At 63.2% G+C, this 18,920-nt stretch carries 16 protein-coding genes; 7 read left to right on the top strand and 9 right to left on the bottom strand.

What is annotated here, in order from left to right; genetic code table 11:
• Positions 1–36 precede the first annotated feature (36 nt).
• From ACX12D_RS00215 to ACX12D_RS00205, 3 genes are all read right to left on the bottom strand, one after another.
• Complete coding sequence (locus ACX12D_RS00215; RefSeq protein ID WP_459372455.1) at positions 37–843, bottom strand: peptidylprolyl isomerase; 807 nt, start codon at positions 841–843, stop codon at positions 37–39.
• A gap of 70 nt (positions 844–913) precedes the next feature.
• Positions 914–2,740 carry a ShlB/FhaC/HecB family hemolysin secretion/activation protein gene (locus ACX12D_RS00210; RefSeq protein WP_459372454.1) on the bottom strand — a complete coding sequence of 609 codons (1,827 nt, stop codon included), beginning with the start codon at positions 2,738–2,740 and terminating at the stop codon, positions 914–916.
• Positions 2,737–5,265, bottom strand: coding sequence for a filamentous hemagglutinin N-terminal domain-containing protein (locus tag ACX12D_RS00205; RefSeq protein WP_459372453.1), 2,529 nt, complete (start codon positions 5,263–5,265; stop codon positions 2,737–2,739). Before ACX12D_RS00205 ends, ACX12D_RS00210 begins: the two co-directional genes overlap by 4 nt.
• Positions 5,266–5,883: 618 nt before the next feature.
• Here ACX12D_RS00205 and ACX12D_RS00200 point away from each other — a divergent pair.
• Positions 5,884–8,190 (top strand): putative bifunctional diguanylate cyclase/phosphodiesterase, encoded by a 2,307-nt coding sequence (locus ACX12D_RS00200; RefSeq protein ID WP_459372452.1) that lies wholly within the window; start codon positions 5,884–5,886, stop codon positions 8,188–8,190.
• 58 nt (positions 8,191–8,248) lie between these two features.
• Here the strand turns inward: ACX12D_RS00200 and ACX12D_RS00195 are convergent, their stop codons facing one another.
• From ACX12D_RS00195 to ACX12D_RS00175, 5 genes are all read right to left on the bottom strand, one after another.
• The gene (locus ACX12D_RS00195; protein WP_459372451.1) at positions 8,249–8,758 is read right to left on the bottom strand and encodes a DUF6882 domain-containing protein; all 510 of its coding nucleotides are present in this window, start codon (positions 8,756–8,758) and stop codon (positions 8,249–8,251) included.
• An 87-nt stretch (positions 8,759–8,845) separates the two neighbouring features.
• The gene (locus tag ACX12D_RS00190; RefSeq protein WP_459371816.1) at positions 8,846–9,796 is read right to left on the bottom strand and encodes an IS110 family transposase; all 951 of its coding nucleotides are present in this window, start codon (positions 9,794–9,796) and stop codon (positions 8,846–8,848) included.
• Between the two features lie 430 nt (positions 9,797–10,226).
• Complete coding sequence (locus ACX12D_RS00185; protein WP_459372450.1) at positions 10,227–10,511, bottom strand: hypothetical protein; 285 nt, start codon at positions 10,509–10,511, stop codon at positions 10,227–10,229.
• Positions 10,512–10,535: 24 nt separating this feature from the next.
• On the bottom strand, positions 10,536–10,859 hold the full coding sequence (locus tag ACX12D_RS00180; protein ID WP_459372449.1) for a hypothetical protein: 324 nt from the start codon (positions 10,857–10,859) through the stop codon (positions 10,536–10,538).
• A 69-nt stretch (positions 10,860–10,928) separates the two neighbouring features.
• Positions 10,929–11,792, bottom strand: coding sequence for a DUF6348 family protein (locus ACX12D_RS00175; RefSeq protein WP_459372448.1), 864 nt, complete (start codon positions 11,790–11,792; stop codon positions 10,929–10,931).
• Positions 11,793–12,038: 246 nt separating this feature from the next.
• Here ACX12D_RS00175 and ACX12D_RS00170 point away from each other — a divergent pair, with 246 nt between their 5' ends.
• Positions 12,039–13,121: a helix-turn-helix transcriptional regulator gene (locus ACX12D_RS00170; RefSeq protein WP_459372447.1), complete on the top strand. Its 1,083-nt coding sequence runs from the start codon at positions 12,039–12,041 to the stop codon at positions 13,119–13,121.
• Positions 13,122–13,129: 8 nt separating this feature from the next.
• On the opposite strand, the gene ACX12D_RS00165 is transcribed toward ACX12D_RS00170, so the two are convergent.
• Positions 13,130–13,882, bottom strand: a complete 753-nt coding sequence (locus ACX12D_RS00165) for a hypothetical protein (RefSeq protein ID WP_459372446.1) — start codon at positions 13,880–13,882, stop codon at positions 13,130–13,132.
• A 305-nt stretch (positions 13,883–14,187) separates the two neighbouring features.
• Here ACX12D_RS00165 and ACX12D_RS00160 point away from each other — a divergent pair, with 305 nt between their 5' ends.
• From ACX12D_RS00160 to ACX12D_RS00140, 5 genes are all read left to right on the top strand, one after another.
• A complete protein-coding gene (locus ACX12D_RS00160) occupies positions 14,188–14,694 on the top strand; it encodes an SMI1/KNR4 family protein (RefSeq protein ID WP_459372445.1) in 507 nt (168 codons plus the stop codon).
• A 58-nt stretch (positions 14,695–14,752) separates the two neighbouring features.
• Positions 14,753–16,330 (top strand): hypothetical protein, encoded by a 1,578-nt coding sequence (locus ACX12D_RS00155; RefSeq protein ID WP_459372444.1) that lies wholly within the window; start codon positions 14,753–14,755, stop codon positions 16,328–16,330.
• Positions 16,331–16,343: 13 nt separating this feature from the next.
• On the top strand, positions 16,344–17,087 hold the full coding sequence (locus ACX12D_RS00150) for a hypothetical protein (protein WP_459372443.1): 744 nt from the start codon (positions 16,344–16,346) through the stop codon (positions 17,085–17,087).
• A gap of 376 nt (positions 17,088–17,463) precedes the next feature.
• On the top strand, positions 17,464–18,264 hold the full coding sequence (locus ACX12D_RS00145) for a hypothetical protein (RefSeq protein ID WP_459372442.1): 801 nt from the start codon (positions 17,464–17,466) through the stop codon (positions 18,262–18,264).
• 275 nt (positions 18,265–18,539) lie between these two features.
• The gene (locus ACX12D_RS00140) at positions 18,540–18,884 is read left to right on the top strand and encodes a hypothetical protein (protein ID WP_459372441.1); all 345 of its coding nucleotides are present in this window, start codon (positions 18,540–18,542) and stop codon (positions 18,882–18,884) included.
• Positions 18,885–18,920: the final 36 nt, after the last annotated feature.

The following is an 18,920-nucleotide window of genomic DNA, read 5'->3' as shown; positions in this document are numbered from 1 at the left end:
GCGGCAGCTTGCCGCCGGCGGGCTTTGCGGGCCGCCTTACTGCGTGATCTTTGCCTTGCCCAGCAACTGCGTGACCAGCGTGGTCGTGGCCCGCTCAAGTTCCTGCGCCTGCAACGCTTGCTGGATGCCAGGCTTGACGGTGTCATAGGCGGGGACGCGGGTTGCGCGCACTTCGTCAACCTTGACCAGGAAGTGGCGGTTGTTCCAGGCCACGGGAGTGGCGCTCACCGCGCCGGCGGGCAGGGTGGACAGCGCCTGCGCGAGCGGCAAGGGCAGGTTCTGGGTCTGGCCTTCCTGCGCGGGCACCTTGAAGCTGAGCCAGTCCATCGCACCACCGCCGGCCTTGGACGGCGCGAGGCTCACCTGCTGCGCCACCTTGGCGAAGTCCTCGCCGCCCTTGATGCGCGCGAGCGCGGCGCTGGCCGCGGCATCGTCGGCGAGCTCGATCAGGCGGCCCTTGTATTCCTTGTCGCCCAGGCTTGCCACGATGGCGTTGTAGCGCGAGCGCACCTGCTCGTCGGTGACCGGTGCGGGCTTGATATGGTCCTTGAGCCAGGCCTGGGTCAGGATGGCGTCCTTGGCCTCGCGCAGGGCCTGCTGCACATCGGGCCGCGCTTCCAGCCCCTTGGCCTTGGCCGCTTCCTGGCGGAACAGCTCGCGCGCGATCAGCTGCTGCTTGATGGCGTTGCGTGTTGCATCGTTGTCGGGGAGTTGCGCCTGCTGAATGGCACGGGCAATCTGGTCATCGGGGATGGCCACGCCGTTCACCGAAGCGGCAAAGACCGGTTGCAGGCTGAAGGCCAATGCGGTGGTGGCGATAAGGCGGAAGATCTGGGATTGCATGTTCGTTTCCTTTGACATCGGATATCGGGGATCGGAGTTCGGTGTTCAGGCAGGGCGCTACAGACCCAACTCAATAGGTCCAGTTGAGCGTGGCCAACAGAAGCGGCGCCTTTGTGCCCAGATAGCTGGGCTGCGCGAGCGGCACGCCAACCAGCAGTTCACCGGTGAATGCTTGCTTGGCCCACTGGGCCGAGAGACGGATGCCGGCGCCGGTGCCAGCCACCGATTGCCAGTCACGGGTTGCGACCGATTGGGTCTGGCCGCCGTCCAGGAACAGGTATGGCTCCATGCGGATGCCCGCCAGCGCCGGCGCGTTGGCCCACACCATCTCGTTGCGCAGATACGCGCCACGGTCGCCGGCGATGGCGCCCTCGCGGAAACCGCGCACGGTGCTGACGCCTCCCGCGTAGATCTGCTCGGAGCCGAACAGCGCCACGTTGGCCCACTGCGCCACGAGCTGCGCACGCCAGGCCAGCAGGGCTGTGTCGAAGGCTCGCGGCAACGGCAGTTGCAAGCTCGCATTGGCATCGAGCTTGGTGAACTGCGCATGCGCCTCGTCAGAGCGGATGTCGGCGGGGTCGCGGGTCGCATTGATCAGCCGCAACCCGCGCGAGACGCCAGCCTCGGCCGTGGCATATCCCTGCTGGTCGTTGGCGGCAAAGCGCCGCAATCCGCTCCAGGCCGCGCGCAGCACGGTGAGCCGCTGGGGATCCAGCTCCAGGTTGTTGATCTCGCGCTCGCTCTTGCGATAGGCGAGGGTCAGGTCGAAGGCTTGCCGCCCGTTCCTGTCGCGGGTGAGGACCCGGTTCCAGCCCAGCGTGTGGCCAAAGGTGCGGCCATACAGCAGCGCGGTATCGCCAATGGCGGTCTGGTACTCGGATATCGAGCCGGTATAGCTGAAGGTGTTGTAGCCGAACGGCGCCGCCGCCGAGAGCACGGCCGCGTTGGTATCGCGCGTGCCCACATAGCTGGCGGAGACCGCCTCCTGGAAGCCCAGTGCGTTGTCGGCATCCACGCCCAGCCGCGTGCGCGAGATGCCCGTGGTCCGGCTGCCATAGTTGTCGACGCCGGCATTGAAGCGGAAACGATCACCGGGCTGGTTGGCCAGCGCCACCACCGAGCTGCCCGGCGTCTGCCCCGGCAGTATCTGCAGCTCGGCGCGGTTGCGGCGCAGGCGGTTGACCTGGTCAACCCCTTGCTCCAGATCCTGCAGGCGCAAGGTGTCGCCCGGCGCGGGGAACTGCCAGCCGGTACCAGCGTCTGTCAGCAGCCCGCCGCCCACGGTATCGGGCCATCCGCTATCTCTGCTATCTCCACGATCTGCGCGGCCTTCGCTGCCACCCGGGCGGATGGTGCGCCCGTTGAGGCGGATCGATTCGACCGTGCCTGGCACAACGGTGACCATCAGCACGCCGGAGGCAAGATTCTGCTCGCCCAGATAGGCACGCGTGGTGATAAAGCCCCGCGCCACAAAGGCTTCGGTAAAGCGCCGCAACAACAGGTTGATGCGATTGGTCCCCAATGACTTGCCAACAAACGGTGCCGTGATGGCGCCGATCTCGGCATTCGACAGCACGGTATTGCCGATCACCTGGATACGTTGGATCTCGAACGTGGCCGACGTCTCGGGCACCGCCTCGATGGGTGTGTCGGGTGGCAATACCTGCTGGCTCTCGATCCGGGCCGGTGGCTGGGTGGCCTCGCGCTCAAGCTCGCGCTGGCGCTGCTCGCGCAACAGGCGCTGCGCCGGGTCTTCCGGCGCAAGTTGGGGCAATGTCAATGGCGATGCCGATGGCATTGGCAGTACCTGAGCCTGCACGGAACCGGCGGACAGGATCGCCAGGGCCGTCAAGGACAGCCGGAGCCGGAATCGGAGTGGCGTAGCGCGCCGCATCATTGCCACACCCAGGAAGCGAAGCCAAGGTGGTTCTCGACGGTGACGGGAACCCGCTGGCGCGGCCGCGTCACCGTGTTGGTGCCCGCAATGGCCACGTCACCATCGAAACTGCCCCCATCCGTTACGGTGTCGCCGCTGATGCGCGTGCGGCCCGCCGCCATCCAGCTGCCGCCAATGTCCGTGGCATAGAGCCTGGCCCAGGTGTCGCCAAAGAAGGCCTTGAAGCCCCGGTCGCGCGAGATCGCCGAGTAGCCGGTCACACCGGCGGCATAGGTCAGCGGCGCATTGACCGTCAAGTCACCCAGCGCCAGCACGCGCCCGCCCACGTTCGCGGCCAGCTTGCCCGCCTGGATGTCGATATGACCACCGGCGGACAACAGGCCTCCCGTCACGGTGGTGGTCGATGACGCCGAGGTGCGGCAGACGATCATGCAGCTGCGGGAATAGTGCGCAGCGCCGCTGGTGATGCCTTCGGTGCGGAACGTGTCAGCCGCGCGCACCTTGATGTCGCCGTTGTTGGCATAGATTTCCCCGCCGGTGTTGATGACGTTGCGCCCGGTGAGCGTGGTGCCCTTCTCCGAGAGCAGGTAGGCAATCTGCGCCGGCCGGTCTACCTGGCCATAGTCCACGTCAAAGCGCGCGCTGGTCTTGGTCAGCACCAGCCAGCGGTGGCCGCTGCCGGTCTGGTAGCTTGGCTGCTCGCCGTTGGCGCCGGCTTGCTTGGTGATCTCGTTGCGCAGGTCGCCGCCGGCCGTCACGGCAAGGTAGCCGTTCGACAGCATGCGGCCGTAGCGGTTGATGACATCGCCCCCGGCCCGCACCGTGACATCGTCGCCCGCACCGAAGAAGATCCCAAGATAGTCGGGGGTGGAGGTATTGAGCACGGTGCCGCCCGTCAGCACGGTCACCGCGCCGGCGGACTGCGCCTGCCCCGCGATGCGCGACTGGCCCTGGATCAGCGCGCCCTGGCTGGTCAGCTCGCGGTCGGACTGCAGCAGCACGCCACCCTTGGTGGCCACCAGCGTCGATTGCGCGGCGGCCGAGTCAAGCAATACCGAGCCCGCATGCAGCCGCACATCGGTCGCGGCCAGCACGCTGCTGTCACGCTGGACATAGCTGCCAGTGGCATCGATGGCCACGGCGGCGCCGGAGGCGCGTATGGTGGTGTCCTGCAACGCAAGATCGCGCACCTGGATACCGGTCCCGGCCACGCCGTCGACGTCGGTGCCGGACAACGCCGCCGTGTCTGCCTGGATGCTCAGCGAGCCATTGCGCGAAGTCAGCGCCGTGCGCTTGTCAGCCTGCGTGGTCTGGAGCCGCGATGTCGCAATGACGAGGTTGCCCGCGGCCGAGGCCTGCGTGCCGGCAAGCGCAATGCCCGCGCCCGCGTCCAGAAGCCCGATGCCGCCGCTGGCGCTCAGCACCGAGCCGGTCAGCTTGATGGCTTGGCTGTGTGCCTGGCCTGCCGCGCCAATCACAAGATCCCCCGTTGTGCGCGTGCCGGCCGCCAGCGTCGTGGCATTCAGGTCAATGCGGTCGGAAGTGACTTGCAGATGCCGGCCGGCATCCAGGTTGCCTGTGCCCGTGAACCCGCCGGTGGCGATCAAGACGTCTTGCAATGCCTGGATTTTCCCGGAGGCGAGTTGCAGATCGCCGGTACCGGAGACGACAAAATCTCCGGAGGTGGCGTAGGCGCTGCCGGCGTGCCGTACGCCCGCGCCCTGATCGGTAACGAGCAGCTCAATACGGCCCGAAACGAGGCTACCTGCGCCGGTGATGTCCACTGCAATGCCCTTGCCGCGGATGTCCTCGGGCGCCGTGTACTTGATCCAGTCAGTCCGGTTATCGGTGGCCGAAGGGCCCGTATTGACCTCCGCCTCGCTGGTTCCCGCAATCAACCGCAGATTGGCGGTGGGGCTGCTGTAACGGTTCTCGATCCTGCCGCCAATGCGAATCTGCTTGGCAATCAACTCAAGTTGGAGCAGTTCACCGGACAGCCCTTCCGGGCCGATCTCAAGCAAGCCCCGACTGGTTTTGATGGTGATGTTGCTTTGTGCGGTCGCATTGTTGAGGGTCGTCAGGTCGACCTGGCCGGTAGTCAGCGCCAGCTTGCCAATGTTCTGCACCGTCATGCCATTCACGGTGATCCCGTTGGGATTGGCCACAATGACATTGGCGCGGTCTCCCAGCACATTCAACGGCCCTTCAAGCAGTGACGGATTGGTACTTGTGACCTGGTTCAGGATGGTGCGGGCGAGCACCGCGCGGTTATCAAGATCGACGCCGGCGCGCGGGACGTTGAAGTCCCGGTAGGTGTTGGTGGATACGCCGCCAACCGCATTGGTGATGCCAACGGTGATGCGGCCATTGGCCCCCACCGTGACCGTGGGCGCAGTGGCGCCGCCATCCGGCACCACGCCGGCAGCAAGGCAAGTGCCCGTGAGCAGGAGCGCCCCCCAGGCCAGAGCGGAAAGGCGCAGGCCGTGCGCCGTCATTGCGGCGACCGTCGTCCTTTGGTGCTCCATCCCAGTCTCGCCACGCCGCACAGGGCCTCTCCCATTCACAAAGTGCGCGCGGACGAAATCGGATAAGACGATGCATAAGACGTTTCCCGAGCTCAACAAGGAAATGCCGCTGCGATTCTGCCGATTCGGTCGATCCTGCCGCGCTGAATTTTGACGCGACATTAGCAGAATGCCATCGTGAAAAATTTGGGAAATTTCCCAATCTTCCGGTGTTTATTCGCTTCTGATGGCTCGGCGAACACATCAGTCAAAGGATCTAACAAAGATTCAACAATTGTGTCTGCAACAACGGCCATGCTTTAATGAGGTGTTAGTAAAACTGAACTCATGGTCTCAACCGAGCTTTCCCCGGGGGCGGTAATCGCTCCTGAAGAGGCAAAAAGGAAGAAAGGCGTCCGTTTATAACGGCGCCCTGACCGCGAGGCTTCACCCTACGTAGGGAGGGCGAAGCGTGTGGGCCGATGACGAGAGGGATGCGGGCGAAGGACGTCAGCTCGCGTACTGGGGCTAGCGCCGGCCGCTGACAACGACTTCACCGAGGCAGCAGTTTTGGTCGCAAGAACGTGCCAATGTTCGTAGAATGTCTCCACCCGCTAGCCTCGAACAGGGAGCGCAGCAATGAAAGAAGGCCCGGTGCCAGCCGATCCCGGCAATGCCGCAGCACTCCCAAGCAGTCGCCCTCCCTCCGAGCTGGCCGACGAGATGCTGGCATTCGAGCAAACCGTACTGCGGTTGATCACGCGCAATATGCCGCTCCCGGCGCTGCTGGCCGAGGTATGCCGCCGCGCGGAAGCGATGCTTGGCGAAGGGCCGTCCTGCTCCATCCTCCTGCTCAATGGCGGTGGCACGCACGCAAAATTCGGCGCGGCGCCTTCGTTGCCGGACGCATTCAGCGCGGCGATTGACGGACTCCAGATCGGCCCTGGCGCCGGTTCATGCGGCACGGCCATGTTCGAGCGGCGCATGGTGGTGGTGGAGGATATCGCGACCGATCCCTTGTGGGACGACTATCGGCAGCTTGCGTTGCCGATCGGGCTGCGCGCCTGCTGGTCGATTCCGTTCCTGGACGATGCGGGGAAGGTGCTCGGGGCGTTTGCGGTCTACTATCGCGTCCCGCGGCGGCCCACCGCCAAGGAAGAGACGATCCTCCGGAACATCGGGCAGAGCGTGGGCCTTGCCGTGCATCAGGATGCGATTGCGCAACGGCTTGCGCAGAGCGAAGAACATCATCGCTTCGTTGTCGATCTCCTGAGCGAAGGCATCCTCGTGCTAAGCCCAAGCGGTATCGTGCTGGCATGCAACCCAAGTGCGCAGCGCATGCTGCGCTCGGCGACGTCACTGGTTGGCAGCAATATCTACGGCAACGTGGCGCGGTCCTTTCATGACGACGGATCCCCAATCGCGTTCTCGGACCGGCCAACGTCTCGCGTGATAGCGACGGGGCAACCGATTCTTGGCGAGGTGATCGGGCATGAACTGACCAGTGGCGAGATCATCTGGATCAGCGAGAATGTGGTCCCGATCATCAAGCCCGGCGAGACGGCACCGGGTTCCCTGCTGGTCTCCTTTGTGGACATCGGGCCGGTACGCGAAGCCACCCAGCGCCTGAAGTATCTCGCGACGCGAGACTCCCTGACGGGACTCTTCAATCGCAGCTATCTTGCCGACCGGATGACCGAAATCCTCGCGCCCGGCGACAACGACGGACAAGACCCGCTGCGCGTTGCCATCGTCTACGTCGACCTGGACGGCTTCAAGATGGTCAACGACTCGGCCGGGCATGAAGCTGGCGACACCCTGCTGCGCAGCGTCGCCCACCGGCTGACCGGATGTGTACGAGAGGACGACACGCTCGCACGCGTGGGCGGCGACGAATTTGTGGTCGTGATACGCGGCTATCGCAGCACGGAAGAGATCGCCGCACTGGCCACGCGGCTTCTCGATACCATTGCATTGCCGTTCACGGTCGGCGAGAGCGCCTATTTTATTGGTGCTTCGATTGGCATCAGCCTGTTTCCGGAAGACGGCCGCGACGCCGCAACGCTGCTGCGCAATGCGGATTCCGCCATGTACTACGCCAAGCAACTTGGGCGCAATAGCTTCCAGTTCTTTACGGCGTCGCTTAACTTGCGCATGCAGCGCCGCTTTGCCGTGGAGCAATCCTTGCGGCGCGCGCTGGCCGCAGGCGAGCTCAATGTCGTCTACCAGCCCATCATGGACAGCCAGTGCGCAGGCGCGGTTGGCGCGGAAGCCCTCCTGCGATGGCACAGCGGCGAACTCGGCGACGTTTCGCCAGACGAGTTCATTCCGGTCGCGGAAGAGACAGGCATGATCGTGGCCATTGGCCAGTGGGTGCTGGAGCGAGCCTGCGCGCAGGCAGTCGAATGGCGGCGAACCATCGCACCAGATCTTTCGATAGCGGTGAACCTGTCCCCGCGCCAGATCAACGCGGGGTTGGCGCAGATGGTCCAGGACTGCCTCGCGCGCGCCGGGCTCGAGCCCTGTGCGCTGGAGCTGGAAATCACGGAAGGGCTCTTGATGATGGATAGCGAAGCGGTGATGCCGGCGCTGACATCGCTGACCCGTACCGGCGTGCGGATTTCCGTCGACGACTTCGGCACGGGATACTCGTCGCTATCCTATCTGAAGCGCTTCCCGCTTCATAACCTCAAGATCGATCGATCCTTCGTCGCCGGGCTGCCAGACAATCGCGACTCCACCGCGATTACCCACGCTGTTGTCGCGATGGCGCACTCGCTTGGCATGAGCGTCACGGCGGAGGGCGTGGAAACCCCGGAACAGGCGGCCTATCTACGCTCCTTAGGCTGCGAGAGACAGCAGGGTTTTCTATTCTGCCGGCCCGTGGAGCCTGCGGCATTTGCACGCCGGCTACGCGAACTTGGCTCGGTGGCGGACGCAAAATAGGCCACGATTTCTCAAGGCTACAGTTATCCACAGCGCCGAGGGCGTCGCCCGCCTCGAGCTATTTTGGCGGCAGCTTATCCAGCGCTTGTTCGACGACATAGTAGACCCATGGCGTTTCGTCCTTGACTTTGAAGACAGCGACTCCGCTTAGCGCCACGAGGGAGAATGCGCATAGTGCATCAACCTCGTTGAGGCTGACGCGGAAGTGCGGGGTTTCAAAGATCCTGTACCCGGTCCTTTCGTGAAGATCCTTGACGCGGGACGCCCTGTTTCGACAAGCCTCCGGGAACGCATCATTTCCCCAAGCCCACGCCCAGTCCTCTTGCGCAGGTAGATAGGTCCCGATCGGTGCGATTTGAAAGGCTTGAGCCTGGCCTTCTGTCCCCGTGAAATGCAAGCGCATCGACTCATGGTCGATGCTCCATTGTGAAAACCGAGCCAGTACGCTCGCAAAGGCCCCTTGCTTCGCGCGATAGGCCTCGAGCGCGCTCTGGCGCAATCTGTCGTACTGCGCGTCCAGGGGATCCTGGTCATGTAGGTGGCGTTGCATGTCAAACTTCTGGTTCATCCGACTTTCCTGTGGGTCGATGCATCGCCGGGCTAAATCCAGCGCTGCCGTAGCTCCCCTCTCCCGCATGGCGGGAGAGCAACCGTGTCAAGCTGGCAGTTTGTTTTCCCACGGCTGACCGGTCTTCGCCATGGTATTGAGGACCGTCAGCAGCTTGCGCATGCAGGCAGTCACGGCGAGCTTGAATGGCTTGCCGGTAAGACTCAGGCGCTCATAGAAACTACGGATGGCAGGGTTATGACGAATCGCTGTTACCGTCGCCATGTACAGCACATTGCGCACCTCGGCTCGACCGCCGCGGATGTAGCGTTGTCCCCGGCGCTTGCCGCTGTCGTCGTTAAACGGCGCCACGCCGACCAGCGCTGCAATCTGCTGGCGGTTGAGCTTACCCAACTCGGGCAGTCGCCCCAGCAGGGTGAACACGCTGACTTTGCCAATGCCCGGAACACTGCCAAGCAATTCCACTTTGTGCTTCCATACGTCGCTGGTGCGCAGCTTGTGAGTCATATCGATATCGAGCGACTTGATGCGGGCGTCCAACCATTCGATATGCTCTTTCAGACTCTTGATGGCAAGCGGCGGCGCAGTGGCGACACGAGCCTTCTCTTGCGCCCGCATGACCACCAGCTGGCTGCGCCGGTCCAACAGGTCAGCAAATTCGCGCTGCGCCTCATCGGGCAGCGGACGCACTGGCGGCCGGATCTGCTGGGCAAAACGCGCCAGCACGCGTGCGTCGAGCCGGTCGGTCTTGGCCAGAATCCCGCAAGCTTTGGCGAAGTCGCGCACCTGCTTGGGGTTGACAACCGCGACCGGCAATCCGGCACCGGCCAGCGCGATACTGACGCTGGTTTCATAACCGCCTGTCGCCTCGAGCACGATGCGATCGATTTGACCTTCATCGTTATGCTCGGCCAGGTATGCCAGCAGCGAAGCGATACCCGCTTCGTCATTGATGAACTGCAAGCTCGCGCTGTCAGGCAAAGAGTCCAGATCCAGCGTGTTCTTGCTAACGTCGATTCCTACAACCTTGATATCCATTCGGCTTATCCCATCCTTGTGACCATTCGGCGTACTGCCATCCAACCGTTCGGGCTTAGGCCAAACGCTATCAAAAAATGGAAGCCTCGATCCTCGCTCTCCCTCGAACTTGGGCTTTCGCCCAGGGCATGGGGCCATCGATCTGAGGCTACCAGGACATATTTTCCGACATACAAGGGGTTGGGGGAGAGGGCGGGCATGCGCAAGAGCGAAGCGCATCATGTTAAGCGAGCGCCCGCCCTCTCCCCCGGCCCCTCTCCCATTTCATGGGAGAGGGGAGCAAACCAGCGCATTGCTTGCGGCCACTCGCACTCGCATGCGGTACCCACACAAAGGTCCGAAGCACCAAGCTTTCTAACGGATCAATACACCTGCGCTCGCAGCCAGGCAGGAGGCCACGGGGCCGCTGAATTCAGCCCTGGCAGCCGCGTTACTCAAGATCCTCCACAAGCACCTTTCCGTATGCGGCGGCGGCGGCAACGATGAAGCCAAGCACTTCAGCGCTCAGGCCATCGATTCCCGAGAAACTGCAAAAATAGAATCCATAGGGCGCTACGCTGGCGATGGCATCGGGCATTTGGCCCGAATTCCCCGGCGACCGGAAATCAAAGCCGGAGGCCCCCTTCTGGCCTGCTCCGCCTCCCGCGCGACCGAGAATTTTCTCGCCGATGTCTTCGGACGGCAGGTCAACGACGATCTTGTATTCAACACCCATTCGACGTCTCGGTAAAAGCTGGCGCTACCAGAAGCGGAGCGCCCCGCCCAGCATGAAGAAGATCAAGACCAGCCCGTACTCTCCTAGCAGCAGCGGCGCGATCGTCAGCAAGCCCTGGAGGACCACAGCCACCTTCCAGCGCCTGGACAAGCCATAGCGCCACCAGTACAGCGCATGCAGGATCATGGTCAGGCCGTTGGCCACCCAGACCACGCCAAGGGCCATCATGTAGTTCTGCTGTGCGATCCGCAGCACCAGGAGCAGCACACCCGCCATCAAGATCAGTAGCGATCCGACGCCAAGCAGAGCACGGCCCGTGGTGACCGGGTCGGACGTAGATCGTGGCATTGCAGTTCCTTTGTCGGCGTCAGGCACGCCAACCAACGTTTTCAAGGTCAGCGTGTTTGTGTCCGCCGTTTAGTCCAGGCTACGCACCACCACAAGCTGCTTGCGGAATTCAAATCCCATCTCCGGCCAGGTTTTTACGTAGTCCATCAAAGCCAGCTGGCCGGCCGGATAGTCTTCGCCGTTGAGACGGCAATCCGTCTGGATCTCGCCATCGGCATAGCGCGCGGCGTACAGGCGGATGGCGCCAAACTCGCAAGACGCAAGCAAGGGACGAAAGGCGTCAATCGACTTCGTCAGCAGGCAGCATGGGCAGAAGTCGTGCTCGTCGTGCTCGTCATGCTCATCGCTCTCGCTATCCTGCTCGCTCGCCTCGCGTGCGGTGACTGGGCATGACGGCTGCGCATGCGGTGTCGCCATGTAATGCGAGGTCGGGCCAAACACCACGCGGCGGCGCAACGCCGGGTGACCCGCCTCGCCGGGGAACTCCATCGTCATCGACATGCACTCGGTGACCTCGGCGCGGGTGCTCTCGCGCAGCGCCACGGCATCGGTCCTGGCCCATTGCGTAAAGCCATTGCGCATGGCAGTTGCCGCGTCGATATCGCTGGCCGCATGCTGGAACTCGAAGCACCCCTCGGGTACGAGCCGTTCATGGCAGACCTGGATGGTAGTCGATGACTGCCCCATGCCGTTCTCGCGCAGATGCCATCTCACCAGCTGCGGAAGCAGCCACAGGCCCTCGGCGGTCTGTAGCCATGCGCCATGACGGGACACCGGCTGGCTCTCGGCCATCAGCACGTCCTGGAGCAAGCTCGTCAGGTCGATGTTCTCCGTCCGGTTTTCGTCGTTGCGGGTGGAGGTAATGGAGAACGCAGAGGTCTCGCCGGGATTGCCCGGGTGGATCTGTGGCGTGTAGTTGGATTCCGATGTCATCTGAATACGGCTGCTTGGTAATAGGCTTTGGAGGAGGGCCCTCGAAAGAATAGGCGTTGTGCTAGATCGATCCGCGCCGAGTTTACAGGTTTATGCCGTAGCCGGCATAGGCCGGGCTCGATCAGCGTGCGGGCGTACGGCTGGACAACCCTTGTCCAGTCCGAATACGATACCGGCGATTAAAAACCTCATGCCTCACCCAAAATGCCGACTCCCGCCGAAGTGCAACGCGCTGTCCTGGACATCATGGCTTCGCGGCGTCGCGATGCATGGAAGTCTCCCGAACTCAAGCAGGCAGTCATGGCAAAGCTGGGGATGTCAGGGGACCAGGAAAAGGACGTTCGCCGTGCCTTCGCCGCGCTGGAACAACAGAACTATCTCGCGGGTGAGGGCAATGGCTCCGCAAGACAGTGGAGACTGCTGGCGAACGGGCCGGCGGCAGCTGTGCGGCCATCGATCGATCTTTCGCTGGCGCTGCTCAAGCTGCGTCAGCTTGCGCGGCACCACCTTCCCAACAGCGTCATCGGCGACCTCGAAGGGTACTTTGAAGGCGCTGCGCGCGTGCTCCGCGCGAACCCCATCGACAGCCGCTCGGAGAGCGCGCTAGCCTGGATGGGCAAAACCGCGCGCCTGGACGCCGGCTACCCCTTGATCCCGCCAACTGTCGACGAACAGATCTTCGAGACCATCTGGGCGGCGCTGTACCTGGACCAGACGCTGTTCGTGCGCTACCAGGTGGCGGCCAGGGAGATCACGCAGCCCAAGGAGTACGAGGTGCTGCCCTATGCCATCGTCGAGAAGGGCTCGTTCTGGTACCTGGTGGTCAAGCACCGGCGCTCCAGCGGCAAGCAGGGCTCGCCATGGCTGATGCGGCTCGACCGGATGCTTGCGGTAGAGAACCGCGGCTTCGTGCTCAAGCGTGAGCACGGGTTCGACCTGCAGGCCTTTATCAAGGAGGAGAAGGCGCTGGAGTGGTTCGCCAGCACGCCCGAGCCGCTCGTCCTCCGCGTGCGCGAGCGTGGGTCCGTCCCCAGCCAGTTCCGATCCGTGAGGCTCTCCGACGATCAGCGCATCACGGAAGAAGAGGGCGGCTTTGTCCTGACCGCCACCGTTGCGCCGTCGATCGCGTTGAACAACCTGCTGCTGGAGTGCTCGCCGTTTGTGGAGGTCATTGCGCCGGCAAGTGTCCGGCGCGAGATCGGCAGGCTCCTCAGGGAAGCCGCTTCCCTGTACGCCGACGACGGCTGCAACGATGGCGATGGCGATGGCGACGACAACATCGCCGGGCCCACAGCCACGCAGCCTTCGTCCTTGGGCTCAGTCGCATAAGGGAAGCCCTAGCGCACCAGATCCGGCCACGGAAACGCCACCACCAGATCAGCGCTCGCCTTTTCGAAAGGGCGCGCGGAGTACATCAAGCGCCGGGCGATGACCCCGGTGCGCTGGCGGAGCGTGGCGATGGCCGCGCTCGGGCCCGCAATGGAGACCCAAGAGGGCGCCGCGTATCCTCCGCCGATCAGGGAGACCAGATCCTCTTCGATCTTGCCGGCCAGGCGCTCGGGCGCGGGGTCGGTTTGCTGCAGCAGCAGGCAGGTGGCATCCAGCGATGCCAGCTCCCGCAGCCACCTGAGCGGCTCGCTGCCCGCAGCCAACAGCGCGGCCGGATCCAGCGTCGAGCGCAAGAGAATGCCCAGCGCGCCCGCCAGGCTGCGCGAGCCGGCGAGGATCCAGCTGCCCGCGCGGACGGCGGGCAGCTGGCTGGCAGAACCAAGCACAAGCGCAAGCTCAAGGCTGCCGGTGTTGCGCGCCTTCCTCATCGCCTGCACCGGCCCCATGGCATTCCACATCGCGCCCCCGTTTGCGCCGGTCAGGCGCGCAGCGTCAACCAGGTGGACAACCACATCGGCGCGCACGCCGGGATGCCCGGCCTGCATCCATTCCAGGGCACCCGCAAACGTCGGGCAATCCATGATCACGCCCTGCACCTCCTCCGCCGAGAAACCCCACCGCTGAATCGCAACCCGCAGCGGCTTGATAGGGGTCAGCACGTCGTGGCCAATGGTCATGTCGAGGGGGTCGTTCTGATGCATTTGCAGGCTCCTGTGTATCGGTAGCCGCAAGTCTGCTGGCCGCACCGGACAATTCACTGTCCGGTGTCGCATCCAATATTCGCTCCTGTTGTGCCGGTGAGCGCCATTGAACGTCATGCACCCCACTAATGGCGGGTGGCGCAAATCCGGTCTCTTCAGGCCGATCTGCACCCGCCCCGGGCGCCATGCAATGTCAACCCGCTGCGCAAAAAGAAGATCCAAGATTTTCCTAAAGTTATCCAAGGAATGGCCGATCTGGGATTGGCGAACACATCACACGGCAACACGCATCACGGGAATTCAAGATGAACACGCAATGGCAACGCCTGATAGCCCGGCTGACAGCACACCATCCGGACCGTCTGGCAGGACTCAACCCACCCGCATCGGCCGAACGGGTGGCAGACCTTGAGCGCGAGCTCGGCGTGTCCTTGCCCAATGACTACGTGCAATGCCTGCTGGTGCACGACGGCCAGGATCGCCACGCCGAATGGCTCTTTGACGGTAGCGAATTCCTCTCCACCGCACGCGTACTGCGCGAGTGGAAGGTGTGGCACGAACTCTGGGCCAGCGGCGAGTTCGCGGAAATGACAGCAAGGCCGGATCCCGGGGTAAAGCCACTGTGGTGGTCACCAAAATGGATCCCCTTCACCTACAACGGGGCCGGCGATCACCTCTGCCTGGACCTGGATCCGGATGCTGGCGGCCAGTACGGCCAGGTCATCGCCCTGTGGCACGACGCCCCAAAGAGAGAGCGCATTGCGGACAGCTTCGGCCAATGGTTCTCGCAACTCATCGCGCGCCAGCAATAGCCAACCGAACCACGGCCAAGCCCAACCAACACCAAGCAAGAACGAGCAGGAACAGGCAATGACAGAATCCGCAACGCAGCTGCGCGAGCAACGGCTTCAAGCACTATTCGACGATTGCCAGCAGCATGTGCTTGCCCAGATCATCGGCCCCTTTGGCTTGTCCACGGCGATGTTCCAGGACAAGACCGGCGGCAACGTCACCACCGCCCACAACTTTGCCCAAGGCACCACCGCAACGGACGACGACAAGGCACGTTACGCGCGCTTCCGGCAAAGCGCCGACGACTTCGATCGCGCCAACTACGCGGCAAGCACCACCGACTGGCAACGCAAGCGCGACAGCGCGGCGCAAAGCGGCATCGATGGCTACACAGGCAAGCCGCTCAGCGAAGACTTCGACCTGGACCATGTCGTTCCGCTCAAAGCCGTTGCCACCGATCCCCGCGCGCACCTTGCGCTTGGCGAAGTCAAGGACGGCGTTGCCAGCGTCGACAAGATCAAGACGCTCGTCAACGACGACGCCAACCTGGTCGGCACCGACGCCAGCCTGAACCGATCGAAGAGCGACAAGGATGCCCAGGAATGGGCCAGTGCCAACAAAGCCGGCCAGGACGACAAAACCAACGCCGAGCACTATGAGGTGGACCCCAAGCGCATGGACGAGGCCTACCGCACGGCCTCCGACAAGATCAACGCCACGATCAACACCAGCCTGCTCAAGAAGCAAACGGGCGAGCTCCTGACCACGGGCCTGGATCAAGCCGCGCGCATGGCCGTGCGCCAGGCGCTAGGGCTGCTGCTCACCGAACTGGTCAACGGCCTGTTCAATGAGTTCAAGGTCCTGATCAAACGGGGCGTGGAGGCAGGAAAAACGCTCTTCCAGGACATTCGCGAGCGCCTTGGCCGCGTCATTCAATCCGTGGCCGCAAAGCTGCCAGATGCCATGGGGCAATTGCTTGGCGGCGGCGTCAGCGGCTTCATGAGCAATCTGCTGACGTTCCTCATCAACTCGTTCGTCACCACAGCCAAACGCATCGTCACCGCATTGCGCGAGGTACTGCTCGGCCTCTATCGCGCGTTCAAGCTCATCGCCATGCGCCCCGAACACATGACGCCGCGCGAAGCCATGCAGGCCGCGCTGAAGATCCTTGCCACCGTCGTCGCCACCACGGTCGGCGTGCTGCTTGAAGAGAGCGTGGCAACCTTCATGCTCACCATTCCCTTCCTCAAGCCATTTGCCGATGTGGTGTCCCCCGTGCTGGTGGGCATTGTCAGTGGCCTGCTGTCCGCCTACCTCGCCTATCAGATCGACAGTGCGTTTGACCGGCAGGCACGCGACGAAAAACTGCTGGACGAACTCATGGCCGACGCACAACGCCGCGCCACGTTCGCGGAAGAACTGCGCACCCTGTGCGACGCCTCCCTACGCAATGTCGAACAGTACGCGCAAGCCATGCAAGGCTACGCCGACATCGGCGCGGCCTATGGCCAGGCAGGACAGGCGAGCGCGGTCACCCTCGCCAGCCTGGAGCACACCAATGCCCAGACGCGCGAGCAGGTTCGCCGCAGCCACGAAGGCGTTGCCAGCATCGAAAACCGTCAACACCAAATCGACGCATTCCTGAACAATCTCTAACACGGACAGCAGCATGAGTTACGCAGGCAAGCAGGATCTACAGATCGTTCAAGCATTCTCCTCGGTGGAGTTGCCAGAGCATATTTTTAGTTCCGGCAAGATTCAAGAACTGGTCTCCCGCATGGCAGACGCCAAGAACGCCACGGAAGGCGACGGCAATCGCCTCGCCCGCCTGCGCCGCGAGAAGTCCAGCAGCAACTTTGTCAGCAACTGGTGGAACGACCTCGACGACAAGATCCAGGACGCTAGCCTTGACCTTAGCCAATCCATTGGCAGCCTGACCCAGAGATCCGCGGAACTGCTGGCCGTCAACACCGCCATCTCCAAGGTCCTCAGCGACCAGCAGCAGGTGCTGCTCGAGCAGCAATCACAGCTACGCCAGCAAGCCACCGCGCTTGCCGAGCAAAACAAACAGATCCGCGCCCAGCAGGACGAACTGGCGCAGCAGCAAACCGCGATCAACGCCGCAAACGAAGGCCTGCTGCAAGCCAAGGGCGTTTCCCAGGAACAAGCCCTAAAGCTCATCGGCTGCGTGCAACGCGTGGAAGCCGCCGAAGCCAAGATGGAATCGGCGAACCAGGCACTGCTCCAAGGCATGGAAAGCCAACTCGCCCAGGCCGCGCAGACACAACTCGCCAAGCTCCGTGCGGAGCAGCTGCAGAGCACGAAGCGCACCCGGTATGCCATCGCGGCCGCGCTGAGCCTGAGCGTGCTATCGATTGCGCTTCAGTTGGCGCTGCACTTCGGCGCCAGGTAAGTCACTGAGGGTGAGGTACCGGATCGGGCGGCGCGTACCCCGGTTGCAAAGAACGGTTCATCCGACCTTTGTGTGGGTCGATGCATCGCTGGGCTAAATCCAGCGCTGCCGTAGCTCCCCTCTCCCGCTTGGCGGGAGAGGGGTTGGGGGAGAGGGCGGGCCTGCGCAAGACCGAGGCGCATCACCTTGAGCGAGCGCCCGCCCTCTCCCCCGGCCCCTCTCCCATTTCATGGGAGAGGGGAGCAAACCAGCGTTTTGCTCAGCGTTTCGCTTGCCGCCACTTGCCCAAGAAAAAGTTGGAAGAACCCAAAAAACAGGCGCGCCACGCGATAGCGGCGCCGCATTACCAAATAAAAAAATAGAGGAAACCGAGTCCATGACGGCAGCCAGCCAAATCCTGAGATTCTTCGTGTACCTGTCGATATTCGCGGGGCTGCTCATGCTGCGCGACGGGCTCGTCCCGCACAGCTATGACGAGCCAGTGCTTTTCTTCCTGACGGTCGGCGCAGCCGCGACTCTCTACATGCTGTATTACATCGTGTCCGAAGGACACTGGGCGGAGATTGCCGGCAGCATCGTGATCTCGCTGGTGCTCGCCGTTGCCGCCGCCCTGTTTCCGCCGCTGGGCATCCTGGTTGTGCTCTGGGTCCTCTTCAACATCGCCAAGACGCTTGCGTCCATCGTCCAGATCATTCCACTCGCCATTGCCAGCGTCCTGCTGTACGTACTGCTGTTCCCCGCGCCAGTTCTGCGCGCGGTAGGGCTGCAAGGGTTCCTCGGACAGCCGGTGCTAATCGCCTACGCGGCATTCAGCATCCTCTACGCCGCAAAGGCCGCTCGGTACCCGATGAAGCTGGGACTGTTCAAGCTATCCGTCATGCTGCTGTCCGTCCCACTGCTGGCGCTGCTGATCGCGTCGATCCGGTCTGGGCTGCAAAATCTCTTCAAGCAATCGCTCACGTCCACATCCCGGACGATCCAGATGCCTCAGACCGTCCAGGCGCACATCCGCGCTGGCGCGTCGGTCGACGCCTACACGCGAGCCGTATCGAAGACCATCACCGAGACGGCAATCTCCACGACGGTTGGCACCGGCGGCGTGATGATCGGAGTGGGAGCGGAGCTGGTAACGGGAAACAAGCCGTCTGAGCGTGGCGATCACGACAACGCGAGCTAACACCCGCAGCACGCCCCGGGTCACCTCGCGCTTACCCGGGCCAGCCCCGGGTAAAAATCGATGCGGCTACAAACGGCTTGCCAGGCAGCCGCGCTGATCCACGGCAGGTTCAGCGCCTGGTAGCCGGCAGCAAACCAAGGCGAGCGGAGCGCAGAAAGTGACGCCGAAGGTTCGGTGCCACACAGATCGCCTCCTGCACAAGAGAATAATAGTCACAAGCGCGGAGCCAGCGTGGCAGGACCAGACCACCTCAACAGAAGAGGGGGCAAAACAACATGCATCACCAAGCTGTACGCGCCGCAATGATTGCAGCCGTTGCCCTGTTTGCTGCGGCCGGCGGCTATGCGCAAACGCCAACGAACCAAGGCGACATCAGCAAGGCGCAAAGGATGTCGATCTGCCAGTGCGTAGCCGACCTCCTTTTCATGGCCGCTCAACAACGCGATACAGGGGTGCCCAGGCAAGAGGTACTGTCGAAAGTGAGTCAGCTTGGCGGGGGCGACCCGCTCTTTCTCTCCACGGCCACCGAGGCGACCAACATTGCGTACGACATGCCGCAGATATCGCCGGCGAAACTGAGAAAGATCCACATCGACAGGTGCGGGAAGGAGGGCCGGTGAGGAACGTGGACTCCGGATCCTGCCGGGCAGGGAGAC

It is taken from the genome of Cupriavidus sp. PET2-C1 (genome assembly GCF_054515855.1).
Note: the sequence above shows the minus strand (reverse complement) of the source record. Positions and strands in the feature narration are given on the sequence as shown.